The organism is Sphingopyxis alaskensis RB2256, from assembly GCF_000013985.1.
In the GTDB taxonomy this organism is placed as follows: domain Bacteria; phylum Pseudomonadota; class Alphaproteobacteria; order Sphingomonadales; family Sphingomonadaceae; genus Sphingopyxis; species Sphingopyxis alaskensis.
Window position 1 is genome coordinate 3288196 of sequence record NC_008048.1, and the last position, 21383, is coordinate 3309578.

At 66.1% G+C, this 21383-nt stretch carries 25 protein-coding genes; 14 read left to right on the plus strand and 11 right to left on the minus strand.

Translation table 11 applies throughout. From position 1 onward, the window contains the following. Positions 1 to 20 precede the first annotated feature (20 nt). The 5 genes from SALA_RS15920 to SALA_RS15940 all read left to right on the plus strand — a co-directional run bounded on the left by SALA_RS15920 (position 21) and on the right by SALA_RS15940 (position 4958). Positions 21 to 782 (plus strand): sterol desaturase family protein, encoded by a 762-nt coding sequence (locus SALA_RS15920; protein WP_011543401.1) that lies wholly within the window; start codon positions 21 to 23, stop codon positions 780 to 782. Further along, a complete protein-coding gene (locus SALA_RS15925; RefSeq protein ID WP_011543402.1) occupies positions 748 to 1137 on the plus strand; it encodes a DUF2141 domain-containing protein in 390 nt (129 codons plus the stop codon). Before SALA_RS15920 ends, SALA_RS15925 begins: the two co-directional genes overlap by 35 nt. 33 nt (positions 1138 to 1170) lie before the next feature. Next, the gene (gene lnt / locus SALA_RS15930) at positions 1171 to 2892 is read left to right on the plus strand and encodes an apolipoprotein N-acyltransferase (RefSeq protein ID WP_011543403.1); all 1722 of its coding nucleotides are present in this window, start codon (positions 1171 to 1173) and stop codon (positions 2890 to 2892) included. 49 nt (positions 2893 to 2941) lie between these two features. Continuing rightward, positions 2942 to 4162, plus strand: a complete 1221-nt coding sequence (metK, locus tag SALA_RS15935; RefSeq protein ID WP_011543404.1) for a methionine adenosyltransferase — start codon at positions 2942 to 2944, stop codon at positions 4160 to 4162. An 82-nt stretch (positions 4163 to 4244) separates the two neighbouring features. Beyond that, the gene (locus SALA_RS15940) at positions 4245 to 4958 is read left to right on the plus strand and encodes a tRNA (guanine(46)-N(7))-methyltransferase TrmB (RefSeq protein ID WP_041383459.1); all 714 of its coding nucleotides are present in this window, start codon (positions 4245 to 4247) and stop codon (positions 4956 to 4958) included. A gap of 127 nt (positions 4959 to 5085) precedes the next feature. Here the strand turns inward: SALA_RS15940 and SALA_RS15945 are convergent, their stop codons facing one another. Then, positions 5086 to 5421, minus strand: coding sequence for a hypothetical protein (locus tag SALA_RS15945; protein ID WP_011543406.1), 336 nt, complete (start codon positions 5419 to 5421; stop codon positions 5086 to 5088). 83 nt (positions 5422 to 5504) lie between these two features. Here SALA_RS15945 and SALA_RS15950 point away from each other — a divergent pair, with 83 nt between their 5' ends. Continuing rightward, positions 5505 to 6431 carry a LysR family transcriptional regulator gene (locus SALA_RS15950; RefSeq protein WP_011543407.1) on the plus strand — a complete coding sequence of 309 codons (927 nt, stop codon included), beginning with the start codon at positions 5505 to 5507 and terminating at the stop codon, positions 6429 to 6431. Positions 6432 to 6553: 122 nt separating this feature from the next. Continuing rightward, positions 6554 to 7321: a sulfite exporter TauE/SafE family protein gene (locus SALA_RS15955; protein ID WP_011543408.1), complete on the plus strand. Its 768-nt coding sequence runs from the start codon at positions 6554 to 6556 to the stop codon at positions 7319 to 7321. A gap of 55 nt (positions 7322 to 7376) precedes the next feature. On the opposite strand, the gene SALA_RS15960 is transcribed toward SALA_RS15955, so the two are convergent. Continuing rightward, a complete protein-coding gene (locus SALA_RS15960) occupies positions 7377 to 7928 on the minus strand; it encodes a hypothetical protein (RefSeq protein ID WP_011543409.1) in 552 nt (183 codons plus the stop codon). A gap of 188 nt (positions 7929 to 8116) precedes the next feature. Between SALA_RS15960 and SALA_RS15965 the strand changes: the two genes are divergently transcribed. Continuing rightward, on the plus strand, positions 8117 to 9253 hold the full coding sequence (locus SALA_RS15965) for a beta-ketoacyl-ACP synthase III (protein ID WP_011543410.1): 1137 nt from the start codon (positions 8117 to 8119) through the stop codon (positions 9251 to 9253). 109 nt (positions 9254 to 9362) lie between these two features. On the opposite strand, the gene hisF is transcribed toward SALA_RS15965, so the two are convergent. The 4 genes from hisF to hisB all read right to left on the minus strand — a co-directional run bounded on the left by hisF (position 9363) and on the right by hisB (position 12173). Further along, the gene (hisF, locus tag SALA_RS15970; protein WP_011543411.1) at positions 9363 to 10130 is read right to left on the minus strand and encodes an imidazole glycerol phosphate synthase subunit HisF; all 768 of its coding nucleotides are present in this window, start codon (positions 10128 to 10130) and stop codon (positions 9363 to 9365) included. Positions 10131 to 10245: 115 nt separating this feature from the next. Then, positions 10246 to 10980, minus strand: coding sequence for a 1-(5-phosphoribosyl)-5-[(5-phosphoribosylamino)methylideneamino]imidazole-4-carboxamide isomerase (gene hisA / locus SALA_RS15975; RefSeq protein WP_011543412.1), 735 nt, complete (start codon positions 10978 to 10980; stop codon positions 10246 to 10248). After that, positions 10968 to 11576, minus strand: coding sequence for an imidazole glycerol phosphate synthase subunit HisH (gene hisH / locus SALA_RS15980; RefSeq protein WP_011543413.1), 609 nt, complete (start codon positions 11574 to 11576; stop codon positions 10968 to 10970). The genes hisA and hisH overlap by 13 nt, the downstream gene beginning before the upstream one ends. 9 nt (positions 11577 to 11585) lie before the next feature. Continuing rightward, on the minus strand, positions 11586 to 12173 hold the full coding sequence (gene hisB, locus SALA_RS15985; protein WP_011543414.1) for an imidazoleglycerol-phosphate dehydratase HisB: 588 nt from the start codon (positions 12171 to 12173) through the stop codon (positions 11586 to 11588). Between the two features lie 87 nt (positions 12174 to 12260). Here hisB and SALA_RS15990 point away from each other — a divergent pair, with 87 nt between their 5' ends. Genes SALA_RS15990 through SALA_RS16005 form a run of 4 tightly spaced genes read left to right on the plus strand, consistent with a single transcriptional unit; the run spans position 12261 to position 14861 of the window. Then, a complete protein-coding gene (locus SALA_RS15990; protein ID WP_011543415.1) occupies positions 12261 to 12743 on the plus strand; it encodes an SspB family protein in 483 nt (160 codons plus the stop codon). Positions 12744 to 12747: 4 nt separating this feature from the next. Further along, positions 12748 to 13059 carry a hypothetical protein gene (locus tag SALA_RS15995; RefSeq protein WP_011543416.1) on the plus strand — a complete coding sequence of 104 codons (312 nt, stop codon included), beginning with the start codon at positions 12748 to 12750 and terminating at the stop codon, positions 13057 to 13059. Continuing rightward, the gene (fumC, locus tag SALA_RS16000; RefSeq protein WP_011543417.1) at positions 13056 to 14471 is read left to right on the plus strand and encodes a class II fumarate hydratase; all 1416 of its coding nucleotides are present in this window, start codon (positions 13056 to 13058) and stop codon (positions 14469 to 14471) included. Before SALA_RS15995 ends, fumC begins: the two co-directional genes overlap by 4 nt. Before the next feature lie 21 nt (positions 14472 to 14492). Continuing rightward, positions 14493 to 14861 (plus strand): hypothetical protein, encoded by a 369-nt coding sequence (locus SALA_RS16005; protein WP_011543418.1) that lies wholly within the window; start codon positions 14493 to 14495, stop codon positions 14859 to 14861. Between the two features lie 79 nt (positions 14862 to 14940). Here SALA_RS16005 and SALA_RS16010 read toward each other — a convergent pair whose 3' ends face one another. Beyond that, positions 14941 to 15507: a DUF2585 domain-containing protein gene (locus tag SALA_RS16010; RefSeq protein WP_011543419.1), complete on the minus strand. Its 567-nt coding sequence runs from the start codon at positions 15505 to 15507 to the stop codon at positions 14941 to 14943. A 60-nt stretch (positions 15508 to 15567) separates the two neighbouring features. Here SALA_RS16010 and gmk point away from each other — a divergent pair, with 60 nt between their 5' ends. Then, the gene (gene gmk / locus SALA_RS16015) at positions 15568 to 16230 is read left to right on the plus strand and encodes a guanylate kinase (protein ID WP_011543420.1); all 663 of its coding nucleotides are present in this window, start codon (positions 15568 to 15570) and stop codon (positions 16228 to 16230) included. 19 nt (positions 16231 to 16249) lie between these two features. Here gmk and SALA_RS16020 read toward each other — a convergent pair whose 3' ends face one another. The 4 genes from SALA_RS16020 to SALA_RS16035 form a co-directional block, all read right to left on the minus strand. Continuing rightward, positions 16250 to 16702 (minus strand): acyl-CoA thioesterase, encoded by a 453-nt coding sequence (locus SALA_RS16020; RefSeq protein ID WP_011543421.1) that lies wholly within the window; start codon positions 16700 to 16702, stop codon positions 16250 to 16252. A gap of 1 nt (position 16703) precedes the next feature. Further along, complete coding sequence (locus SALA_RS16025) at positions 16704 to 17486, minus strand: SDR family NAD(P)-dependent oxidoreductase (protein ID WP_041384219.1); 783 nt, start codon at positions 17484 to 17486, stop codon at positions 16704 to 16706. A gap of 122 nt (positions 17487 to 17608) precedes the next feature. Beyond that, positions 17609 to 18778, minus strand: coding sequence for an acetyl-CoA C-acetyltransferase (locus tag SALA_RS16030; RefSeq protein ID WP_011543423.1), 1170 nt, complete (start codon positions 18776 to 18778; stop codon positions 17609 to 17611). 100 nt (positions 18779 to 18878) lie between these two features. Continuing rightward, positions 18879 to 20033 carry an acyl-CoA dehydrogenase family protein gene (locus SALA_RS16035; RefSeq protein WP_011543424.1) on the minus strand — a complete coding sequence of 385 codons (1155 nt, stop codon included), beginning with the start codon at positions 20031 to 20033 and terminating at the stop codon, positions 18879 to 18881. 400 nt (positions 20034 to 20433) lie between these two features. On the opposite strand from SALA_RS16035, the gene SALA_RS16040 reads away from it, so the two are divergent. Next, positions 20434 to 21303 (plus strand): SMP-30/gluconolactonase/LRE family protein, encoded by an 870-nt coding sequence (locus SALA_RS16040; RefSeq protein WP_011543425.1) that lies wholly within the window; start codon positions 20434 to 20436, stop codon positions 21301 to 21303. The last annotated feature ends 80 nt before the right edge of the window (positions 21304 to 21383 follow it).

Here is a 21383-nt window from a genome sequence, read left to right on the forward strand (position 1 = left end):
CGAACGGCTAGCCTCCCGCCATGACCGGCTGGGCGATCCTTTTGTCCGCGCTTGCGATGACCGCCATCGTGGGCGTGCGCTATCTTGTGACCAGCGGCGCCTTCGCCTTCGCCACGCGCCTTAGGCACCCCGGCCTCTATCGCGGGCTCGAACCGCAGATGCGCCGCGAGATCGGCTGGAGCCTTGCCAGCGCCGCCATTTACGGCATCCCCGCTGGCGTGGTCGCCTGGGGATGGCAGGCGCATGGCTGGACGCGCATCTATGCCGACGTGGGCGCCTTTCCGCTCTGGTATCTGCCCGTCAGCCTGCTCCTCTATCTGCTGCTCCACGACACATGGTTTTACTGGACGCATCGCTGGATGCACCGCCCGCGCCTGTTCCGCCTCGCGCACGCCGTCCATCATGCGAGCCGCCCGCCGACCGCCTGGGCGGCGATGAGTTTTCATCCGATCGAGGCAGTCACCGGCGCCATCGTCATCCCTGCGCTCGTTTTTGTCATTCCCATCCATGTCGCGGTGCTGGGCCTTGTTCTGGCGATCATGACGATCATGGGGGTCGGCAATCATATGGGGTGGGAGATGTTTCCGCGCGCGCTTGTTCATGGACCAGCAGGGCGCTGGCTGATAACCGCGACGCATCACCAGGCGCATCATGCCGTCTACCGGGGGAATTATGGACTTTATTTCCGTTTCTGGGATCGCGCGTGCGGCACGGACATCGGGCTTGGCCGCTTTGATCCTGTGCGCCGTGACGGCGAACGCCCCGCCGCCGCCGACGGTTGAGGTCAGCGTTACCGGGCTGCGCAGCGCCAGGGGGCAGTTGCTCGTCTGCCTGACGACCCAGGCGAGCGCCTTTCCCGATTGCAGCAAGGACAAGGCTTCGGTGCGCATGGCGGTGAAAGCCGCCGATGCCGCGCGCTTCGACATCCATGCGCCCGCCACGGGCACCTATGCGATCGCGGTGGTCCATGACGAAAATGGCAACAACAAGATGGACAAGGCGATCTTCCTGCCCAGGGAAGGCTTCGGCTTTTCGCGCAATCCGACGATCACCGTTGGCCCGCCGAGTTTCAAATCGGCCAGTTTTGCGGTCGCGGGCGACATGCACCAGTCGATCAGGATGAAATATATGCTCTAGTGGCGCCCGCGCGCCGCCGCTAAGAGAGCGCGCGTGACCGCGACACGCTCCCGCATCGCCGCTTTGGCCGACCGCTGGCCAAAGTCCCTCGCCCTGTTGCTCGGCGCCGTTTCGGCGACGGGCTTCGCGCCGCTGCACCTCTGGCCGCTGACCTTGCTCGCGCTCGGCGGCTGGATGGCGATCGTCGCGCGCAGCCCGCGCGGCTGGCGCGCCTTCGGGACCGGCTGGGCGTTCGGCGTCGGTCATTTCGTCGTCGGCCTCAACTGGATCGCGACCGCCTTTACCTATCAGGCGGCGATGCCCGCCTGGCTGGGGTGGATCGCGGTTCTGCTGCTCGCGCTGTATCTCGCGGTGTATCCGGCGCTGGCGGCGTGGGGGGCGTGGCTGACGCAAAAAATCGTCGCCCCCGCGCAGGGTGGCGGGAGACGCGTGACTCCCGCCACGGCCGCTGGCGGTTTATCCGGCGACGATGGCGCAAGGCCGACGGCGGCCCCCGCCTTCGCGGGGGCGACGCTGTCCTTCGTCCTCGCCTTTGCCGCGCTGTGGACGCTCACCGAATGGCTGCGCAGCTGGGTGTTTACAGGTTTCGCGTGGAATCCGCTTGTCGCAACAACCGGCGACTTTTTGGGCCTGCTGCGATTGATCGGCTCCTATGGTGCGTCGGCCACCGTGATATTGGCGGCGGGTTATGTGCTGTGGGTGGTCGGATCGGGTGTGGAACGCATCCGAAGAAAAGATTCGCTCCCGGAACCGAGTCCTCAATCCCAGCTTCAACAACAATTGGCTGCTGGTGCTGTCATCGCCGGCTTTCTGGCTTTGGTCTATCTGCTGCCAGACCATTCGTCCTCACCACCGGCAGCGGCGGATGCCACCCCCATCACCGTCGTCCAGCCCAATATCGGCCAGCAGGACAAATGGGAGGGGAGCAAGGCCGACGCCAATTTCGCCAAGCTCGCGCGGCTGACGACGCCGATGGACGACACGCCGCGGCTGATCCTGTGGCCCGAGGCGGCGGTGCCCGACTATCTCGAATGGGGCTATCCCGCCATCTATTACGAGCGCTCGCCCGCCGAGGCGCGGCGGCGGATCACCGACCTGATGAACGCGGGCGACGTGATGCTGCTCGGCGCGCTCAAGCTCGAAATGGACGAGGGGGGCGAGGTCGTCGGCGCGCGCAACGCGGTGATGACGCTTCACGCCGATGGCACGCTGGGGCCGCGCTATGACAAGGCGCATCTCGTTCCCTATGGCGAATATCTGCCGATGCGACCCGTCCTCTCGGCGATCGGACTGTCGCGGCTTGCGCCCGGCGACATCGATTTCTGGCCCGGCCCGGGACCGCGCACGATCGACCTCGGCGCCTTCGGCCGCATCGGCCTGCAAATCTGTTACGAGATCATCTTTTCGGGGCAGGTCGTCGACCGTGACCATCGCCCCGCCTTCATCTTCAATCCGTCGAACGACGCCTGGTTCGGATCGTGGGGGCCGCCGCAGCATCTGGCGCAGGCCCGCCTGCGCGCGATCGAGGAGGGGCTGCCCGTCGTCCGCGCGACGCCGACGGGGATCAGCGCGGTGATCGATGCCGACGGCCGCATCGTGCAATCGCTGCCGATGCACGCCGCGGGGCGTATCGACACGATCGTGCCGCCCGCGCACGAACCGACGCTTTTCGCGCGCTTCGGCAACGCGCTGCCGGTCGGATTCGCGCTCGCGCTGCTCGCGCTGGCCATTGCCTTTCGGCGGCGCGGACGCTAACAGCCACCCAACATAAAGCTTCCTTTATATCCCCTCGCAAAGGCCCCCCATGCGCAACAGCTTCCTCTTCACCTCCGAAAGCGTGTCCGAAGGACATCCCGACAAGGTGGCCGACCAGATCAGCGATTCGATCGTCGATCTGTTCCTGGCGAAAGATCCCGAAGCGCGTGTGGCGTGCGAGACGCTGACGACGACGCAGCTCGTCGTGCTCGCGGGCGAAATCCGCTGCAAGGGCGTGTTCGAGGATGGCGAATGGGCGCCCGGCGCGCTCGACGAGATCGAGGCGACGGTGCGCCGGACGGTGCGCGAGATCGGCTATGAACAGGCGGGGTTCCACTGGAACCGGTTTCGCTTCGAGAATAATCTGCACGGCCAGTCGCCGCAGATCGCGCAGGGCGTTGACGAAGGCGCGGGCAAGGACGAAGGCGCGGGCGACCAGGGGATCATGTTCGGCTATGCGTCCGACGAAACGCCCGACTTCATGCCCGCGACGCTCGACTACAGCCACAAGATCCTCGAGCGCATGGCATCCGACCGCAAGGCGGGGATCGCGCCCTTCCTCGAACCCGATGCGAAAAGCCAGGTCACGTTGCGCTATGCCAACGAACGCCCGGTCGAGGCGACCGCGATCGTCGTGTCGACGCAGCACGCGCCGGGCTATTATTTCCACAATGGCGAAGGCGACGAGGCGAAATATACCGAGCTGCGCAAATATGTGCTCGGCGTGATCGCCGACGTGCTGCCCGCCGAACTGCTCACCGCGAACACCGTCTATCACATCAACCCGACCGGCCGCTTCGAGATCGGCGGGCCCGACGGCGACGCGGGCCTCACGGGGCGCAAGATCATCGTCGACACCTATGGCGGCGCGAGCCCGCACGGCGGCGGCGCGTTCAGCGGCAAGGATCCCACCAAGGTCGACCGCTCGGCGGCCTATATCACGCGCTATCTGGCGAAGAATATCGTCGCCGCGGGCCTCGCGCGCCGCTGCACGATCCAATTGAGCTACGCGATCGGCGTCGCCGAGCCGCTGTCGATCTATGTCGACCTCCACGGCACCGGCACGGTCGACGAAGGCCGCATCGAAGCCGTTCTCCCACAGCTCGTCCGCCTGACGCCCAAGGGCATCCGCACCCACCTTGGCCTCAACAAGCCGATCTATCGCCAGACCGCCGCCTATGGCCATTTCGGCCGCCAGGCCGACGGCGACGCCTTCCCGTGGGAACGCACCGACCTGGTGGACAAGCTGAAAGCCGCGCTCGCGGTGTGAACCGGGCCGGGGTGCCTTGTCCCGCCCCGCCACGGACCCACTGCGCTTGCCGCCCCCGCTTGCCCGCGCTAACGCGCGCGCCATGACTGCGCACAAACCCGGCGATCCGACGACCCTCAACCGCCTTTACGGCCGATCGAAGGGCAAGCCGCTGCGCGCCGGCCAGCAGGATCTGGTCGATACGCTGTTGCCACAGATCGCGGTGCCGCTGGACGGCGAGGTCACCGCGCGGCGGTTGTTCGGCTTCGACCGCCCGCTGCATTTCGAAATCGGCTTTGGCGGCGGCGAGCATATGGCGGCGCGCGCCGACATGCTGCCCGACCATGGTTTCATCGGCGCCGAACCCTTTATCAACGGCGTTGCGCAGGCGCTCGTCCATGTCGCGGGCGATCATGGCCAGCACCCGCCGCTCGGCAATGTCCGCATCCACCATGGCGACGCGCTGGAGGTGCTGCGGCGCATCCCCGACGGCGCCCTCGCCTTCGTCTATCTGCTGCACCCCGACCCCTGGCCCAAGGCGCGCCATGCCAAGCGGCGGATGATGAACGACGGTCCGCTCGACCTGATCGCCGCGAAGCTCAAACCCGGCGGCGAGTTCCGTTTCGGCACCGACCACCCCATTTACCTCCGGCACGCGCTGATGGTGATGCGCCGTCATCGGCATCAGTTCGAATGGCTGGCAAAGGATGCGCGCGATTTTCAGGTGCGGCCCGGCGGCTGGCCCGAAACGCGCTACGAAGCCAAGGCGCGCGCACAGGGGCACGAAGTCTGGTATTTCCGCTGGCGGCGTCGCTGATCGCCCCGGCCACGCACAAATAAATGGGGCGGCCTCGTATCGAGTGCCGCCCCAGTTTGTGGACCCGTCGGGGGAGAGGGAGAGGACGGTCCGGAGATTCTGTCCTGGCTTGTCGTGGCGCCGCCTGTTAGCGCGCGGCCAGCTGGCTGTCGGTTTCGACTTCGGCGACGCCGGCGATCTTCAGCGCGGCGCGGAACTGCTTGGCGGCGGCGCGTTCATTGCCCGCTTCGCACAGCTTCTTGCCGGTCGAAACAAAGCGCTTTGCGCTCGACTGCCTGGCGCCTTCGAGGCCGTTTGCCGCGACATGCGCCTGTTCGGCGAGGCCCGCGCAGCGATAATCGCCGCCCGACTGGGCATAGGCGGGGGTGGTCGATGCCATCAGCCCGGCAAAGGCGAGCGCCGACGCGGCGACGATGGCAAAGGCGGAGGGGAAATGACGGAAAGCGGAGAGCTTGTAGGACATGGGAGAGGTTCCTTTCGTTTCGTTGTGCAACCTTTATAGATGCGCTTGCGCACTTAGATAATCCTCTATAATCTGCAAGTGCCTTGAAGCAGGATTTAACAATCCCCCATGGGGCGCTCGACGGGATCGAAGCTTTCCTGCGCGTTGCGGAAAGGCGGAGCTTTTCCGCCGCGGCGGCCGACCTCGGCGTCTCGCCCTCGGCGATCAGCCAGACGATCAAGGCGCTCGAGGCGCGCGTCGGCGCGCCGCTGTTCATGCGCACCACGCGCAGCGTCGGGCTGACCCAGGCGGGCGAGATGTTCTTCGAACGCGCCGCACCTGCCTATTCGGGGCTTGCCGACGCCTATGAGGCGGCGCGCAACCTCGGCAACCGTCCCGCGGGACGCTTGCGCATCAATCTGATGCGCGGCGCGGTGCAGCCGCTGTTCGAACCGATCATCGCGGGCTTTTGCGAAACCTATCCCGAAATCGAGCTTGAAATCTATGCCGACGACGCGCTGTCGGATCTGAGCGCGGGCGGGTTCGACGCCGGGGTGCGGATGGGCGAATCGCTCGACGCCGATGTCGTCGCGGTCCGGCTGACCGGCCCCTTTCGCTTCGTCGTCGCCGGCGCGCCGTCCTATTTCGCGCGCCATGGCCGCCCCGCAACGCCCGAGGCGCTGCGCGAGCATCGCTGCGTCCGCTTTCGCCTCGCCACCGGCGCGCTGATGCCATGGACCTTTGAAAAGGGGAATCGCGAGTTCGACGTCGCGGTGACCGGCCCGGTGATCGTCAACGACTGGAGCGCGTCGCTCGTCGCGATGCGCACCGGTGTCGCGCTTGGCATGATGGCCGAACCGATGGCGACGGCGATGGTCGACGCGGGCGAAATCGAGCTGGTGCTCACCGACTATGCCGCCTCGACCTCCGGCCTCTTTCTCTATTATCCCGGCCGCAAGCAGGTGATGCCCAAGCTGCGCGCCTTCATCGACTATGTGCGCGACAATCTCCCCGACGACATAACCCGCTGACCCTTTGGCGCGCATCGCCTTGCCGCACAAACAAATCCCTTCATCGCCAGCAGAAAAATTGGGCTGGCGCGGCGCGAGGAATCGCGGCAGCAACTTGTCAACTTAATGAGTTGGGAAACCATATGATCGATCCCGCCGCCATCGACCTCGCCGCGCTGCTTCCCTTCATTCTGATCGGCTTTGCCGCGCAGCTCGTTGACGGCGCGCTCGGCATGGCGTTTGGCGTCATCTGCAACACCTTGCTCGTCGCGGTGCTTGGCGTTCCGCCCGCGACCGCCTCGGCGCGCATCCATGTCGTCGAGATTTTCACCACCGGCGCGTCCGGGCTCAGCCATTTGTTCCATCGCAACATCGACTGGCCGCTCTTTCTCCGCCTGCTCATCCCCGGCGTGATCGGCGGCGTCGCGGGCGCCTATGTGCTCACATCGCTCCACGCCGAGGTGGTGAAGCCTTTCGTGCTGGGCTATCTGGTGCTGATCGGTATCTGGCTGCTGGTGCGCGGCCTCCTGTATCCGCCGAAGATCGCGAGGCCGAAAGTCGTCGCGCCGCTCGCGGCCGTCGGCGGTTTTCTCGATGCCGCGGGCGGCGGGGGCTGGGGACCGGTCGTGACCTCGAACCTGCTTGTGCAGGGCGGCGAGCCGCGCAAGATCGTCGGTACGGTGAACAGCGTCGAGTTCTTCCTCGCGGTTGCGGTCTCGCTCGCCTTCATCTGGCAGCTCGGCCTCGACGATATCCTCGGCCCGACGCTGGGCCTGATCATCGGCGGTGTCGTTGCGGCGCCGATCGGCGCGATGATGGCCAAGCGTTTTTCGCCCAAGCTGATGCTGGTGATGGTCGGCACCGTGCTGACCGCGACCAGCGCGTTCGGGCTGTACCGGGCGCTGGCTTGATCGAACGGCGGGTTGCGGCCGAAACCAGCCGTCGCCCCCGCGAAACCGCCGCTGATCAGTTCGCCGGCCTGGTCTCGTCGATCTTGTCGACCCATTCGGGATAGAAGCTCGGTTCGCGCGCCGACCAGCCCGGCGCCGTCGCGGCGGCTTCGCTGATCGACTGGAGCAGCGTCTTGCGCTTGTCGGGGTGCAGATGCGGCAGCGACGCCGCCGCGCAAAAGGCGCCGGGCAACCACGGCCGCGCATGCGCGCCGAGCAGCCGCTCGTAAAGGAAGCGATAGGCGGAAAAACCCGGCAGCCGGTCCTGCCCCAGATCGAACGCCGACACCGCAACGAGCGGCGCCATGAAGCCTTCGAGCGCGTCGAGGCCGCTGTCGTCGGGAATGTGGGCGCGGATTTCGGCAATGCGCTGATAGACCTTGGCCTGGACGCGGATCGCGGTTTCCTCGACCATGTCGCGCGACCAGCGGGCGATCGCATCCTCGCGGGCGAGCCCGATGTCGAGCGACCGGCGGATATAGCGCTGGGTCCCCGCGGGAAAGCCCGCGAACTCCTTGATTTCCGAAAGGGACAGGTCGCCTGCGGCCGGTCCGGATCGCGTCGCCATCGTCATGCTCCCGCTCGGCGCCCGGGGAGCCATCCCCCCGGAGGCCTGCATCCAACATTGTGCCACCAAAATCGTTAGCGGCAGGTTAACCATCGCGTCGGCGCGCATTCAGCCCATGCCGGGGCGTTGCGCGGCGTCGCGACCGGGCCTAATCCTCGTGCCCCGAACCATTAGACACGAGAGCCGCCATGTCGCACGCACCGCAGCCGGTCCTTTCCGCCACCGGCCTCTTCACCCCCGCCGAACGCATCTCCAACGAAGAACTTGTCGCCAGTTTTAATCGGTATGTTGCGCTGCACAATAGAAAAAATGCTGCCGCGATCGCCGCGGGCGAGATGGAAGAACTGACCGAATCGAGCGTCGAGTTCATCGAAAAGGCGAGCGGGATCGGCTCGCGCCATGTTGTCGACAAGGCGGGCATTCTCGATCCCGAACATATGGCGCCGCGCCTGCCCGAACGTGGCAACGGGGAGCTGTCGATCCTCGCCGAAATCGGCGTCGCGGCGGCGAAGGACGCGCTCGCGCGCGCGGGCCGCGATGCGGGCGACGTCGATGCCGTGCTCTGTGCAGCGTCGAACATGCAGCGCGCCTATCCGGCGATGGCGATCGAAATCCAGGACGCGCTCGGCATCGACGGTTTCGGGTTCGACATGAATGTCGCCTGCTCGTCGGCGACCTTCGGCATCCAGACCGCCGCCGATTATATCCGCGCGGGTCACGCGCGGAGCGTGCTCGTCGTGAACCCCGAAATCTGTTCGGGGCATCTGAACTGGCGCGACCGCGACAGCCATTTCATCTTCGGCGACGTCGCGACCGCCATCCTTGTCGAGGACAGGGCGATCGCGCCCGACGGCCATTGGGACATCCTCGGCACCAGATTGAAGACCGTCTTTTCGAACAATATCCGTAACAATTTCGGCTTCCTCAACCGCACGCATGGCGGGATCGACCAGTCGGGACCGAAAACCGACAAGCTCTTCGTCCAGGAGGGGCGCAAGGTGTTCAAGGAAGTCGTGCCGATGGTCGCCAGCATGATCGTCGGGGAAATGGAAAAGCTGGGGCTGGAGGGCCGCGACATGCGGCGGCTGTGGCTCCATCAGGCGAATGTCAACATGAACCGGCTGATCGCGCATCGCGTTCTGGGGCACGAGGCGAGCGAGGACGAAAGCCCGATCGTGCTCGACACCTATGGCAACACATCGAGCGCAGGGTCGATCATCGCCTTTCACCTCCACCATGAGGATATGGTCGCGGGCGACACCGGGCTGATCTGTTCGTTCGGGGCGGGTTACAGCGCGGGGACGGTGTTCGTTCGGAAGACGTGAGTCAGAAATCGTCGTCCCCGCGAAGGCGGGGACCGCTGTCGGCGTAGCGCAAGGTTGCTGGCGGCCCCCGCCTTCGCGGGGGCACAGGCTGCATATCACAGCCTGCCGATCAAATGGGCGACCGCACCGGCAACCCCGCCGCCGCCAGCCGCGCGTGCGCCTCGGCAATCGTCGCTTCGCCGAAGTGGAAGATGCTCGCCGCGAGCACCGCGCTCGCGCCGCCCTCGATCACGCCGGCGACCAGATGGTCGAGATTGCCGACGCCGCCGCTCGCGATCACCGGCACGCTCACCGCATCGGCGATCGCGCGGGTAAGCGCGAGGTCGTAGCCGTCCCTGGTGCCGTCGCGATCCATGCTGGTCACGAGCAGCTCGCCCGCGCCGAGCGTCGCAAGGCGGACGGCGTGCTCCACTGCGTCGATCCCGGTGGGCTTGCGCCCGCCGTGGGTGAAGATTTCCCAGCGGCCATCCTCGACGCGGCGCGCGTCGATGCTGCCCACCGCGCACTGGCTGCCGAAACGGTCGGCAATGTCGGCGACCAGTTCGGGCCGCGCGACCGCGGCGCTGTTCACCGCCACCTTGTCGGCGCCCGCGAGCAGCAGCGCGCGTGCATCCTCGGCGCTGCGCACCCCGCCGCCGACGGTGAGCGGCATGAAACAGACTTCGGCGGTGCGGCTGACCAGGTCGAGCAGGGTGCCGCGGCCTTGGTGGCTGGCGCTGATATCGAGGAAGCAAAGCTCGTCGGCGCCCGCGGCGTCATAGGCGCGTGCGGCCTCGACCGGATCGCCCGCGTCGCGCAGGTCGACGAAATTGACGCCCTTGACCACGCGCCCGTCGGCGACGTCGAGGCAGGGGATGACGCGGACGCGGACGGTCATTGGGTCACCCCACCAAATCCGTTCGTGTCGAGCGAAATCGAGACACCCGGCAGCATGGCGCTGTCCGTCGAGGTGTCTCGACTTCGCTCGACACGAACGGGGAGGGAGGCATGTTTCATGCCGCACCCGCCGCAATCGCCTCGGCCAGATCGAGCCGCCCGTCATAGAGCGCGCGCCCCGTAATCACCCCCTCGATGCCATCGGCGACATGGGGCCGCAGTGCGTGGATGTCCTCGATCCCCGCAACCCCGCCGCTCGCGATCACCGGAATATCGACGACCCCCGCCAGCGCCACCGTCGCCGCGACATTGCAGCCTTTCAGCAGCCCGTCGCGCCCGACATCGGTGAACAGCAGCGCCGCGACGCCCGCATCCTCGAAGCGGCGCGCCAGATCTTCGACCCGCACGTCCGATACATCGGCCCAGCCCTCGGTCGCGACCATGCCATCGCGCGCATCGACGCCGACGACGATCCGGCCGGGCAGGTCGCGCGCCGCCGACTTTACGAACTCCGGGTCTTTGAGCGCCGCGGTGCCGATAATCACCCGCGCGACGCCGAGCGCCAGCCAGCGATCGACCCCCGCGCGGTCGCGGATGCCCCCGCCGACCTGCACCTGGCCCGGAAAGGCGGCGATGATGCTTTCGACCGCCGCGCCGTTGACGCTCGCCCCCGCAAAGGCGCCGTCGAGATCGACGACATGCAGGTGCGTCGCGCCTGCATCCGCGAACCGCCGCGCCTGCGCCGCCGGATCGTCGCCATAGACGGTCGCGCGGTCCATATCGCCCTCGGCCAGCCGCACCACCTGTCCGGCCTTGAGGTCGATCGCGGGGAAGATGGTCAGGGCCGCCAAGCGAGGAACCTTTCGAGCGTCGCGAGGCCATAGGCCTGGCTTTTTTCGGGATGAAACTGGACACCCACGACATTGTCCTTCGCCACGGCGGCGGTGAAGGGACCGCCGTGACTGCTCGTCGCGGCGACATGCGCCGCGTCCGCGAAATGATAGCCGTGGAGATAATAGGCTTCGCCCACCGCGATCACCGGGTGCGCGAACGTCGGGACGACATCGTTCCAGCCCATGTGCGGGATGCAGAGGCCCGGTTGCGGGTCGAACGCGCGCACCGTGCCGCCGATCCAGCCGAGGCCGGGATGCCGACCATGCTCTTCGCCCGAATCGGCGAGCAATTGCATCCCGACGCAGATGCCGAGGAAGGGCGCACCTTCGCCGCGCACCCGGCGCACCATCGCTTCGATCAGCCCGTCGATCGCCGACAGCCCGTTCATGCACGCCGCGAACGCGCCGACGCCGGGCAGCACGATGCGGTCGGCCCGGGCCACGGCATCGGGGTCGGCGGTGACGGCGACAGTGTCCGCGCCCGCCGCGACGAGCGCATTATGCACCGAGCGAAGATTGCCCGCGCCATAGTCGATCAGGGCAATCACGCTCATGGACGGCTCCTAGAGCACGCCCTTGGTCGAGGGAATCGCATCGCCCTTGCGCGGATCGATCTCGACCGCCTGGCGCAGCGCCCTGGCCAGCGCCTTGTACATGCTTTCGGCGATATGATGGTTATTCTCGCCATAGAGCGTTTCGATGTGCAGCGTGATCCCCGCGGTCTGCGCGAAACTGTGGAACCAGTGCGGGAACATCTCGGTGTCCATCTCGCCCAGCCGCGGCTGCGAGAAGCTGGATTTGTAAACGCAGTGCGGGCGCCCGGAAATGTCGAGCACGCAGCGCGTCAGCGTTTCGTCCATCGGCGCGTGCGCCTCGCCGTAACGCGCGATCCCGCGCTTGTCGCCGAGCGCCTTGGCCACCGCTTCGCCCAATGCGAGCGCCGAATCCTCGACGGTGTGATGCTGGTCGATATGGAGGTCGCCCTTCACCTGCATCGAGATGTCGATCAGCGAGTGGCGCGACAATTGTTCGACCATATGGTCGAGGAAACCGATGCCGGTGGACACCGAATAATCGCCCGTCCCGTCGAGATTGACGGTGATCGCGATATCCGTTTCCTTGGTCGTGCGCTGGACGGTGGCGGTTCGCATGACATGCCCCTTAGACGCTATTTTTCGCGTTGCAAGGCGACTCTCCCCCCTTGACCCGCGAACGCTGCCCGTCCATCCCCCTCGGCCATGAGTGACGACGTTCGCGACAGCCTGATTCCCTATGACGAAATCGTGCAGGATGCGCTGCGCGCGGTGGTCGGCCGCGTGCTGTCGCAGGTCGAGGGGACCGACAGCCTGCCCGGCGAACATCATTTCTACATCACTTTCAAGACGCAGGCGCCCGGCGTCGATATTCCCGCGCATCTGGTCGCCAAGTTCCCCGATGAAATGACGATCGTGCTCCAGAACCGCTTCTGGGATCTGACCGTCGAGGAGGATCATTTCAGCGTCGGACTGTCGTTCAACCAGACGCCATCGACCTTGATCATTCCCTATGCCGCGATCACCGCCTTCGTCGATCCGTCGGTCGATTTCGGCCTGCAGTTCCAGGTCAGCGACGATGGCGCCGCCGAGCCCGAACCGCATGACGAAGCCGACAATGATCGCCCCGAGGTATCGACCGAGGACGGGTCGAACGTCGTGACGGTGGACTTCGGCAAGAAGAGGTAGCGCCGTGGCCAATCTGTGGCCGCCGACGCGCTTCTGGCAATATTGGGCCCTCGCGGGGATGGTCATCCTGACCGCCGCCTTCTGGTGGGGGGTCGAAGGTTATGCCTTGTTCGAGGGCGGCGGGCCGCGTGGGCAGATCGCCGACGGGCTGCTGCGTTTCAGCCTTTTGATTCTAACCCCCGCGCTGCTGCTCGTCTGGCTCGTCGCGGCTTGGCTTCGCCGCCGCGTCGGCGACATGGGATATTGGCAGATGCTCGGCCTTGTTGCGATGATCTGGGCGGGGGCGGTGCTGGTGACAAGGATGCTCGCGGCATGAGCGCGACGCGAACCGAAAGCGACAGCATCGGCGCGATCGAGGTGCCCGCCGATGCTTATTGGGGCGCGCAGACCGAGCGCAGCCGCCACAATTTCGCCTTTCCCGCGCACGAACGCATGCCGGTGCCGATCATCCACGCGCTCGCGCGGATCAAGGGCGCCGCTGCGCGCGTCAACCGGTCGCACGGCCTCGATTTCAAACTGGCAGATGCGATCGCGGAGGCCGCCGATGCGGTCGCCGCAGGGCGTTACGACGACCAGTTCCCGCTCGCCATCTGGCAGACGGGCAGCGGCACCCAGTCGAACATGAACGCGAACGAGGTGATCGCCGGGCTGGCCAACGAGGCGCTCGCGGGCACGCGCGGCGGCAAGGCGCCGGTCCATCCCAACGACCATGTCAACATGGGCCAGTCGTCGAACGACAGTTTTCCGACCGCGCTGCACGTCGCGGTCGCGGTCGAAACGACCGCGCGGCTGCTGCCGTCGCTGATCGCCCTGACCGATGCGCTCGACGCCAAGGCGCGCGCGTGGGCCGACATCGTCAAGATCGGCCGCACGCACCTTCAGGACGCGACCCCGCTGACGCTGGGGCAGGAGTTTTCGGGCTATGTCCAGCAGCTGATCGCCTGCCGCGCACGGATCGAAGGGGCCTTGACGCACAATATCTGCAAGCTCGCGCAGGGCGGCACAGCAGTCGGCACCGGGCTCAACGCGCCTGCCGGTTTCGACGCCGCGATCGCCGCCGAGCTGTCGCGCGCGACGGGCATCGCCTTTGAACCCGCACGCAACAAGTTCGAGGCGCTGGCGTCGAACGACGGACTCGTCTTTTTCTCGGGCGCGCTGAACACGCTTGCGGTCGCGCTCACCAAGATCGCCAACGACATCCGCCTGCTCGGATCGGGCCCGCGCGCGGGGCTGGGCGAGCTCGACCTCCCCGCGAACGAGCCCGGCAGCTCGATCATGCCCGGCAAGGTCAACCCGACCCAGTGCGAGATGCTGACGATGGTTGCCGCGCAGGTGATCGGCAACCATCAGGCAGTCACCGTCGGGGGAATGCAGGGGCATCTCGAACTTAACGTCTTCAAGCCGCTGATCGGCGCCAATGTGCTCCGCTCGATCGAGCTGCTCGCCATCGGCATGGCGGGCTTCACCGAACATTGCGTCGCGGGACTCCAGCCCAATCGCCCGCGCATCGACGAGCTGATGAACCGCTCGCTGATGCTCGTCACTGCGCTCGCCCCCGCAATCGGCTATGACAAGGCGGCAAAGATCGCCAAACATGCGCATGAGTCGGGGAGCACGCTTCGCGAGGCCGCGCTGGAGCTTGGCTATGTCGATGCCGCGACCTTCGACCGCCTCGTCGATCCGCGCACGATGCTGGGGCCGGAACCCGGACCGCCTTCGGCGAATTGATGGGGTGAAGGAGAAACGAGGATGATGGGTCGGATCATTGGCGGTATGGTGGGCCGGGCGATCGGCCGCAAGCGTGGCAACCACCCCATCGCCGGGACGATCATCGGCGCGGGAACGCTGATGGCCGCGCGCCGCCTGTTCCCGCAGCGTTACGCCCTGCTCGCGGCGACCGTCGCGGGCGCCTATCTCACCAGGAAATGGGCCGAACGCGCCGAGGCGCGCCGCGCGGCCGAAGCGGCGCACGCGGCCGACCCGGAACTGGTCGAAGCGGGCGTCGTCGACAGCTATGCCGGGACCATCGAGGCGCCAACCGATGGGCAGGCGATCGGCGACGCGTTGCCGCCCGCGATTCCGCTCGATGCTGATGGAAAGCGCCCGGCTATCCACTGAAAGTCGTCAAAAGCCTTCGACTGGCTTTTCTTCGGTCATCCCGGCCTTCGCCGGAATCAGCTTTCAAGGGATGGGGCGTTCAACCCCCCGCCTGCCAATCCTTGATCGCCTCGACGGGCGAGACCAGCATCAGCACGTTGAGCGTCAGATTGTCGCGGATCGTCCACAGCGTAAAAAGCTCGAAGGCGATCGCGAGCGCCGCCGTCACCCACCAGCGCATCCGGCCCGCGGCGAGGAAGCCCGCGACCATGAACAGCGTATCGCTCACCGAATTGAGCACCGAATCGCCCGAATAGCCGAACGCCATCGTGACTTCGCGATAGCGGTCGATGATCAGCGGCGAGTTTTCGAGGATCTCCCACGCCCCTTCGGTCCCGATCGCGATGGCGAGCGGCACCCACAGAGCACGCTCCGGCATGATCCAGCGCAGCACGCCGTAAAAGATGAAGCCGTGGATGATGTGGCTGAAACTGTACCAGTCCGAAATCTGCTGGCTGTTCTGATTCGACTGGACGGTGCCGTGCCACAGGCTGACCGTGCCGCAGGGGCAGATCGGCGGGCGACCCATGAAGATCAGGATCGCCGCGAGCAGCGCGACCAGCGCTGCGGCGACCAGCCAGCCCGTTCGCGAAATCCCCCCGACCATCATGCCCCCATGTCCGCGCTTGCCGCTTGACCGGCGTGCCCTCCCGCGCAATTAGCGCGCATGGCAGATAGCGTCCACCTCAACCGCCGCGGCGTGTTGTTCGTCCTTTCCTCGCCGTCGGGCGCGGGCAAGACCACCATTTCGCGCATGATGCTGGAGGAGGACAAGGACATTGCCCTTTCGGTCTCCGCGACCACGCGACCGCCGCGGCCGGGCGAGATCGATGGCGTCCATTATCATTTCGTCGACACCGACACCTTCAAGAAAATGGCCGCCGACGGGGCCTTCCTCGAATGGGCGCATGTGTTCGGCCACCGCTACGGCACGCCGCGCGCGCCGGTTGAGGAATTGCTCGCCGCGGGCAAGGACGTGCTGTTCGACATCGACTGGCAGGGCGCACAGCAACTCTATCAGGAGGCCGGGCCCGACGTCGTGCGCGTTTTCGTGCTGCCGCCGACGATGGAGGAACTCGAACGCCGCCTGCGCGCGCGGGGGACCGACAGCGACGAGGTGATCGCCGCGCGCATGGCGCGCGCCGCGAACGAGATCAGCCACTGGGACGGTTATGACTATGTGCTGATCAACGACCATGTCGGCGAATGTTATGGCGAGGTGATGGCGATCCTGCGCGCCGAACGGCTGAAGCGCCGCCGCCAGATCGGGCTGATCGGTTTCGCGCGCGACCTGATCCGATCGGTGCCTGATGCGGACACGAAGCTTTGATTTGTGATTCCCTCCCCCTCTATGGGGGAGGCAGCGAAACTGGCCTCGCCATCGTCGCCTCCAGCTCCGCGACCATCGCGGCGCGCAGCGGTTTCGCCGCGCCATCGGTGCGGCACACCACGACCGTGTCGCAGGTGGCGATGCAGCGGCCGTTCTGGAACATCGCCTGCACGATCGTCCAGCTCGACGTCCCGATCCGCCCGATGCCGGTCGCAATCTGTACCGGGTCGGGGAAATGGCCCTCGGCCAGATAGTTGATCTCGACCGCCGCGACCATCGTGCGCTCGTTCGCAGGGCGCTCGCCCAGCGGGCGCACCTGCCGGTTGATCAGCACACGGCCGCTTTCGAACAGCGCGGCAAAGGCCACATTGTTGAGATGGCCGTTGATGTCCATGTCCTGAAAGCGCGTCTGGAACTCGGCGCAGACGGGGTAGCTGGCGGGGTTCAGCCGCCAGCTTTCCGGTTTGGGCATGTCAGCGCGGACCCATGCGGATGCCGCCGTCGAGGCGGACGTCCTCGCCGTTGAAATAGCCATTTTCGATCATGCACAGCGCAAGATGGGCATATTCATCGGGCACGCCCAGCCGCTTCGGATTGAGCACCGAGGCGCCGAGCGCATCGCGGACATTCTGCGGCGCGCCCGCGAGGAGCGGGGTGTCGAAGATGCCCGGAAGGATGGTGTTGACGCGGATATTCTCCGACGCGAGGTCGCGCGCGATGGGGAGCGTCATGCCGACAACGCCGCCCTTCGACGCGGAGTAAGCCGCCTGACCGATCTGGCCGTCCTCGGCCGCGACCGATGCGGTGTTGACGATCGCGCCGCGCTCGCCGTCCGCCATCGGATCGAGCGTCAGCATTCCCGCCGCCGACTTGGCGATGCAGCGGAAGGTGCCGACGAGGTTGATCTGGATGATCCAGTTGAAGGCATCGAGCGGGAAATGCTTGATGCTGCCGTCTTCCTTGCTGCGGCTCGCGGTCTTGATCGCATTGCCGGTGCCCGCGCAATTGACGAGGATGCGTTCCTGCCCGATCGCCGCGCGCGCCTTTTCAAAGGCGGCGTCGACGCTGGCGTCATCGGTGACGTTGCATTCGCAGAATATGCCGCCGAGTTCTTCGGCGATGGCTTTGCCCTTTTCTTCCTGCAGGTCGAAGATCGCGACTTTCACGCCCTTCGCCGCGAGCGCGCGCGCGGTCGCGGCGCCAAGGCCCGAGGCGCCGCCGGTGACGACGGCGGATACGGTGGAATCAAGTTTCATGCGGACATCCTTTCCATAAAATAGCTGCGCGTTCCGGCGAAAGCCGGAACCCGGGGCGTCAGAACGCAGCGTCGGCGCCATCCCACCCTGGGCTCCTGCGTTCGCAGGAGCACATGAAGATATCAAAGCCGCTCGACGATCGTGACATTGGCCTGGCCGCCGCCTTCGCACATCGTCTGGAGGCCGTATCTGCCCCCCGTGGCGTCGAGCACGCCGAGCAGGGTCGCCATCAGCTTGGTGCCGCTGGCGCCGAGCGGGTGGCCGAGCGCGATCGCGCCGCCGTGCTGGTTGAGCCGCGCATGATCGGCGCCGAGATATTTCATCCAGGCGAGCGGCACCGGGGCAAAGGCCTCGTTGACCTCATAGGCGTCGATGTCCGCGATCGTCATGCCCGCGCGCTTCAGCGCCTTTTCGGTCGCGAACAAAGGTTCTTCCAGCATGATCACCGGGTCGCCCGCCGTTACCGAGACATGGTGGATGCGCGCGCGGGGGGTCAGGCCGTGATCCTTCAACGCCTGTTCGGAGACGATCAGCACCGCCGATGCGCCGTCGCAGATCTGGCTCGACGTCGCGGCGGTGATCGCGCCGCCTTCCTGGAGCAGTTTCACCCCGGCGATCCCCTCCAGCGTCGCGTCGAAGCGGATGCCCTCGTCGACCTTGTGCAGCTCGCGGCCTTCGGGGGTTTCGATTTCGATCGGCACGATCTCGCGCTCGAACTTGCCCGCTTCGGTTGCCGCCTTCGCGCGGCGGTGGCTTTCGAGCGCAAAGGCGTCGAGGTCGTCCTTGGTGAAGCCATGCTTCTGGACGATCATTTCGGCGCCCATGAACTGGCTGAACATGATACCGGGATATTTTTCCTCCAGCCGCTCGGACTTGTAGTGGCCGAGCCCTTCCTTGATGAACAAGGTAGCGACGCTGCCCATCGGCACGCGCGTCATGCTCTCGATGCCGCTTGCCAGCACGATGTCCTGCGTCCCCGACATCACCGCCTGCGCCGCGAACATCATCGCCTGCTGCGACGATCCGCACTGGCGGTCGATCGTCACCGCCGGAATCGAGTCGGGCAGGTTCGAGGCGAGGACGGCGTTGCGGCCCAGATCCATCGTCTGCTGCCCGCCCTGCGACACGCAGCCGGTGATGACGTCGTCGATCTTCGACGTGTCGAAATCATTGCGGGCGGCGATCGCATCGAACACCGCGGCGCCGAGGTCGACGGGGTGGACGCCGGCAAGCTTGCCGCCGCGCTTGCCACCGGCGGTACGGACGGCGTCTACGATATAGGCTGTGGCCATTTGGGAGTCCTTTCGTTTCCTGTTCGTCATCCCAGCGAAAGCTGGGATCGCTCGATGGTTTTCGGACGATGGCGGCCCCAGCTTTCGCTGGGGCGACGGCCTAAAGCTTCCGCCCGATCAGTTCCTTCATGATCTCGTTCGTGCCGCCGAAGATGCGCGTCACGCGCGCCGCGCGCCAGGCGCGGGCGATCGGATATTCGTTCATATAACCCGCGCCGCCGAACAGCTGGAGGCATTTGTCCATCACCTCCCATTGCAGTTCGGTGTGCCACAGCTTCGCCGCGGCGCCCTCTTCGGGGGTGAGTTCCTTCTTCAGGTGCCGCGCGAGCGCCCAGTCGAGATGCGCCCAGCCGACCTGCAATTTCGCCTTCAGATCAGCGAGCACGAAGCGGCTGTTCTGGAAATCGAGGATCGGCTTGCCGAACGCCTTGCGCTCGCGCGTATATTCGACCGTGTCGTCGAAGGCGCGCTGCGCCGAGGCCTGCGCGCTGATCGCGATCGAGAGGCGTTCCTGCGGAAGCTCGCTCATCAGATAGATGAAACCCTGCCCCTCTTCGCCGAGGCAATTGGTGATCGGCACGCGCACATCGTTGAAGAACAGCTCGGACGTATCGGCCTCGTCCTGTCCGATCTTGTCGAGGTTGCGGCCGCGCTCGAACCCATCGCGGTCGGCTTCGACGAGCACGATCGACACGCCCTTCCACGCGGGCCGGGCGTCGGGATCGGTCTTGACGCAGACGAGGATCAGGTCGGCGTTCTGGCCGTTGGTGATATAGGTTTTCGACCCGTTGATGACATAATGGTTGCCATCCTTTTTCGCGGTCGTGCGCATCCCCTGCAGGTCGCTGCCGGTGCCCGGTTCGGTCATCGCGATCGCGGTGATCACCTCGCCCGACACCATTTTGGGCAGCCAGTGCTTCTTCTGCTCCTCGCTGCCATAGCGGACGATATAGTTGGTCACGATGTCCGACTGGAGCGAAAAGCCCGTCGTCACGCGGCCATAATAGGCGCTTTCCTCGTCGACGATCGCGTTGTAGCCGAAGTCGAGGCCCAGCCCGCCATATTCCTCGGGCACCGTCGGACAGAGCAGGCCCAGCTCGCCGGCCTTGGGCCACAGGCTCTTGGGCACGATGCCGTCCTCGGCCCATTGCGCCTGGTTGGGCGCGACTTCCTTTTCGAGGAACTGGCGGACCGTCGAACGGAAGGCCTCATGATCGTCGGTATAGGCGGTGCGCGAGAGGCTATCGAGCGACATCTGGTTCCTTTCCCTTGGGCGCGGCCGAACGAAGCCGGGGAGTCGGCCGCATCTTTGATCGTCAAGAGACCTTACGTTTACGTCCACGTCAAGTAAAAATGCCGCTACGGCATGAAAGTTTCAGCGTCGCCGTCCCTATTATGGAGCGGAGCGGGACACGGCGCTGGTCGGACAGCGTTGTAACGCCAAGGAACCAAGCTCCACTCTCCATACTTCGTCATCCCGGCGAAGGCCGGGATCTCGCCGGTGCGTCATGTCGAGAGGGTGAGGTCCCGGCCTTCGCCGGGATGACGGCCTCTATAAGAGACGTTCCGCGCCCTGCCGAAGACCCATGTTCTCAGCGCGCTGAATAGCTTTGCAACCGCTGGGCACCCTCGCCCTCCCGCGCTAAGACTCGGCCATGGTCCAACTGCTCCTCGACGCCCGCGCATTGCTCGGCGAATCGCCCTTCTGGCACGCAGCCGAAGCGCGCCTCTACTGGGTCGATATCGAGGGTTGCAAAATCCACCGCACCGATCCGGCGACGGGGACCGACGCGGTGATGGAACTCGCCGAACAGGTCGGCTGCATCGCGCCGCGCGCGAACGGCGGCCTCGTCGCCGCGCTCGAAAATGGCTGCGCGCTCATCGACGACTGGGGCGCCGCGCCGCGGCCCTTCGGCCCCCCGGTGCTGGCCGACAAGCCGCGCCAGCGCTTCAACGACGGCCGCGTCGATGCGGCAGGGCGGCTGTGGGTCGGCAGCCTGACCAGCGACAAGCCGAAACGCGACGCGGCGCTGTACCGGCTCGATCCCGATGGCACCCTCACCGAAATCTTCGGCGGATTGATGACGAGCAACGGCGCGGCGTTCAGCCCCGACGGGCGCATCTTCTATCATGCCGACACGCCGACGCACTCTATCCACGCCTATGACGTCGATCCGGCGACCGGCGCGCTGGGCGGCAAGCGGCTGTTCCATCGCTTTGCCGAGGGCGAGGGCCGCCCCGACGGCGCCGCGGTCGATGCCGAGGGCTGCTATTGGTCGGCGCTGTGGGACGGCTGGCGCGTCGTGCGCCTGTCGCCGGCGGGCGAATTGCTGCACACGGTCGACCTGCCGGTGCAGCGCCCGACGATGATCGCCTTTGGCGGCGCCGACCTCAAAACCGCCTTCGTCACCAGCGCGGGCAAGAATCTGACCGATGCGGAGCGTGCGGGGCAGCCGCACGCGGGGGGCGTCTTTATGTTCGACGTAGAGGTGCCGGGGCTCGCGCAGGAAATGTTCGCGGGGTAAATATCCTCCCCATCGACTTGCGATGGGGAGGGGGACCGCCGCGAAGCGGTGGTGGAGGGGTCGCGAGCGTCAGCGAGCGC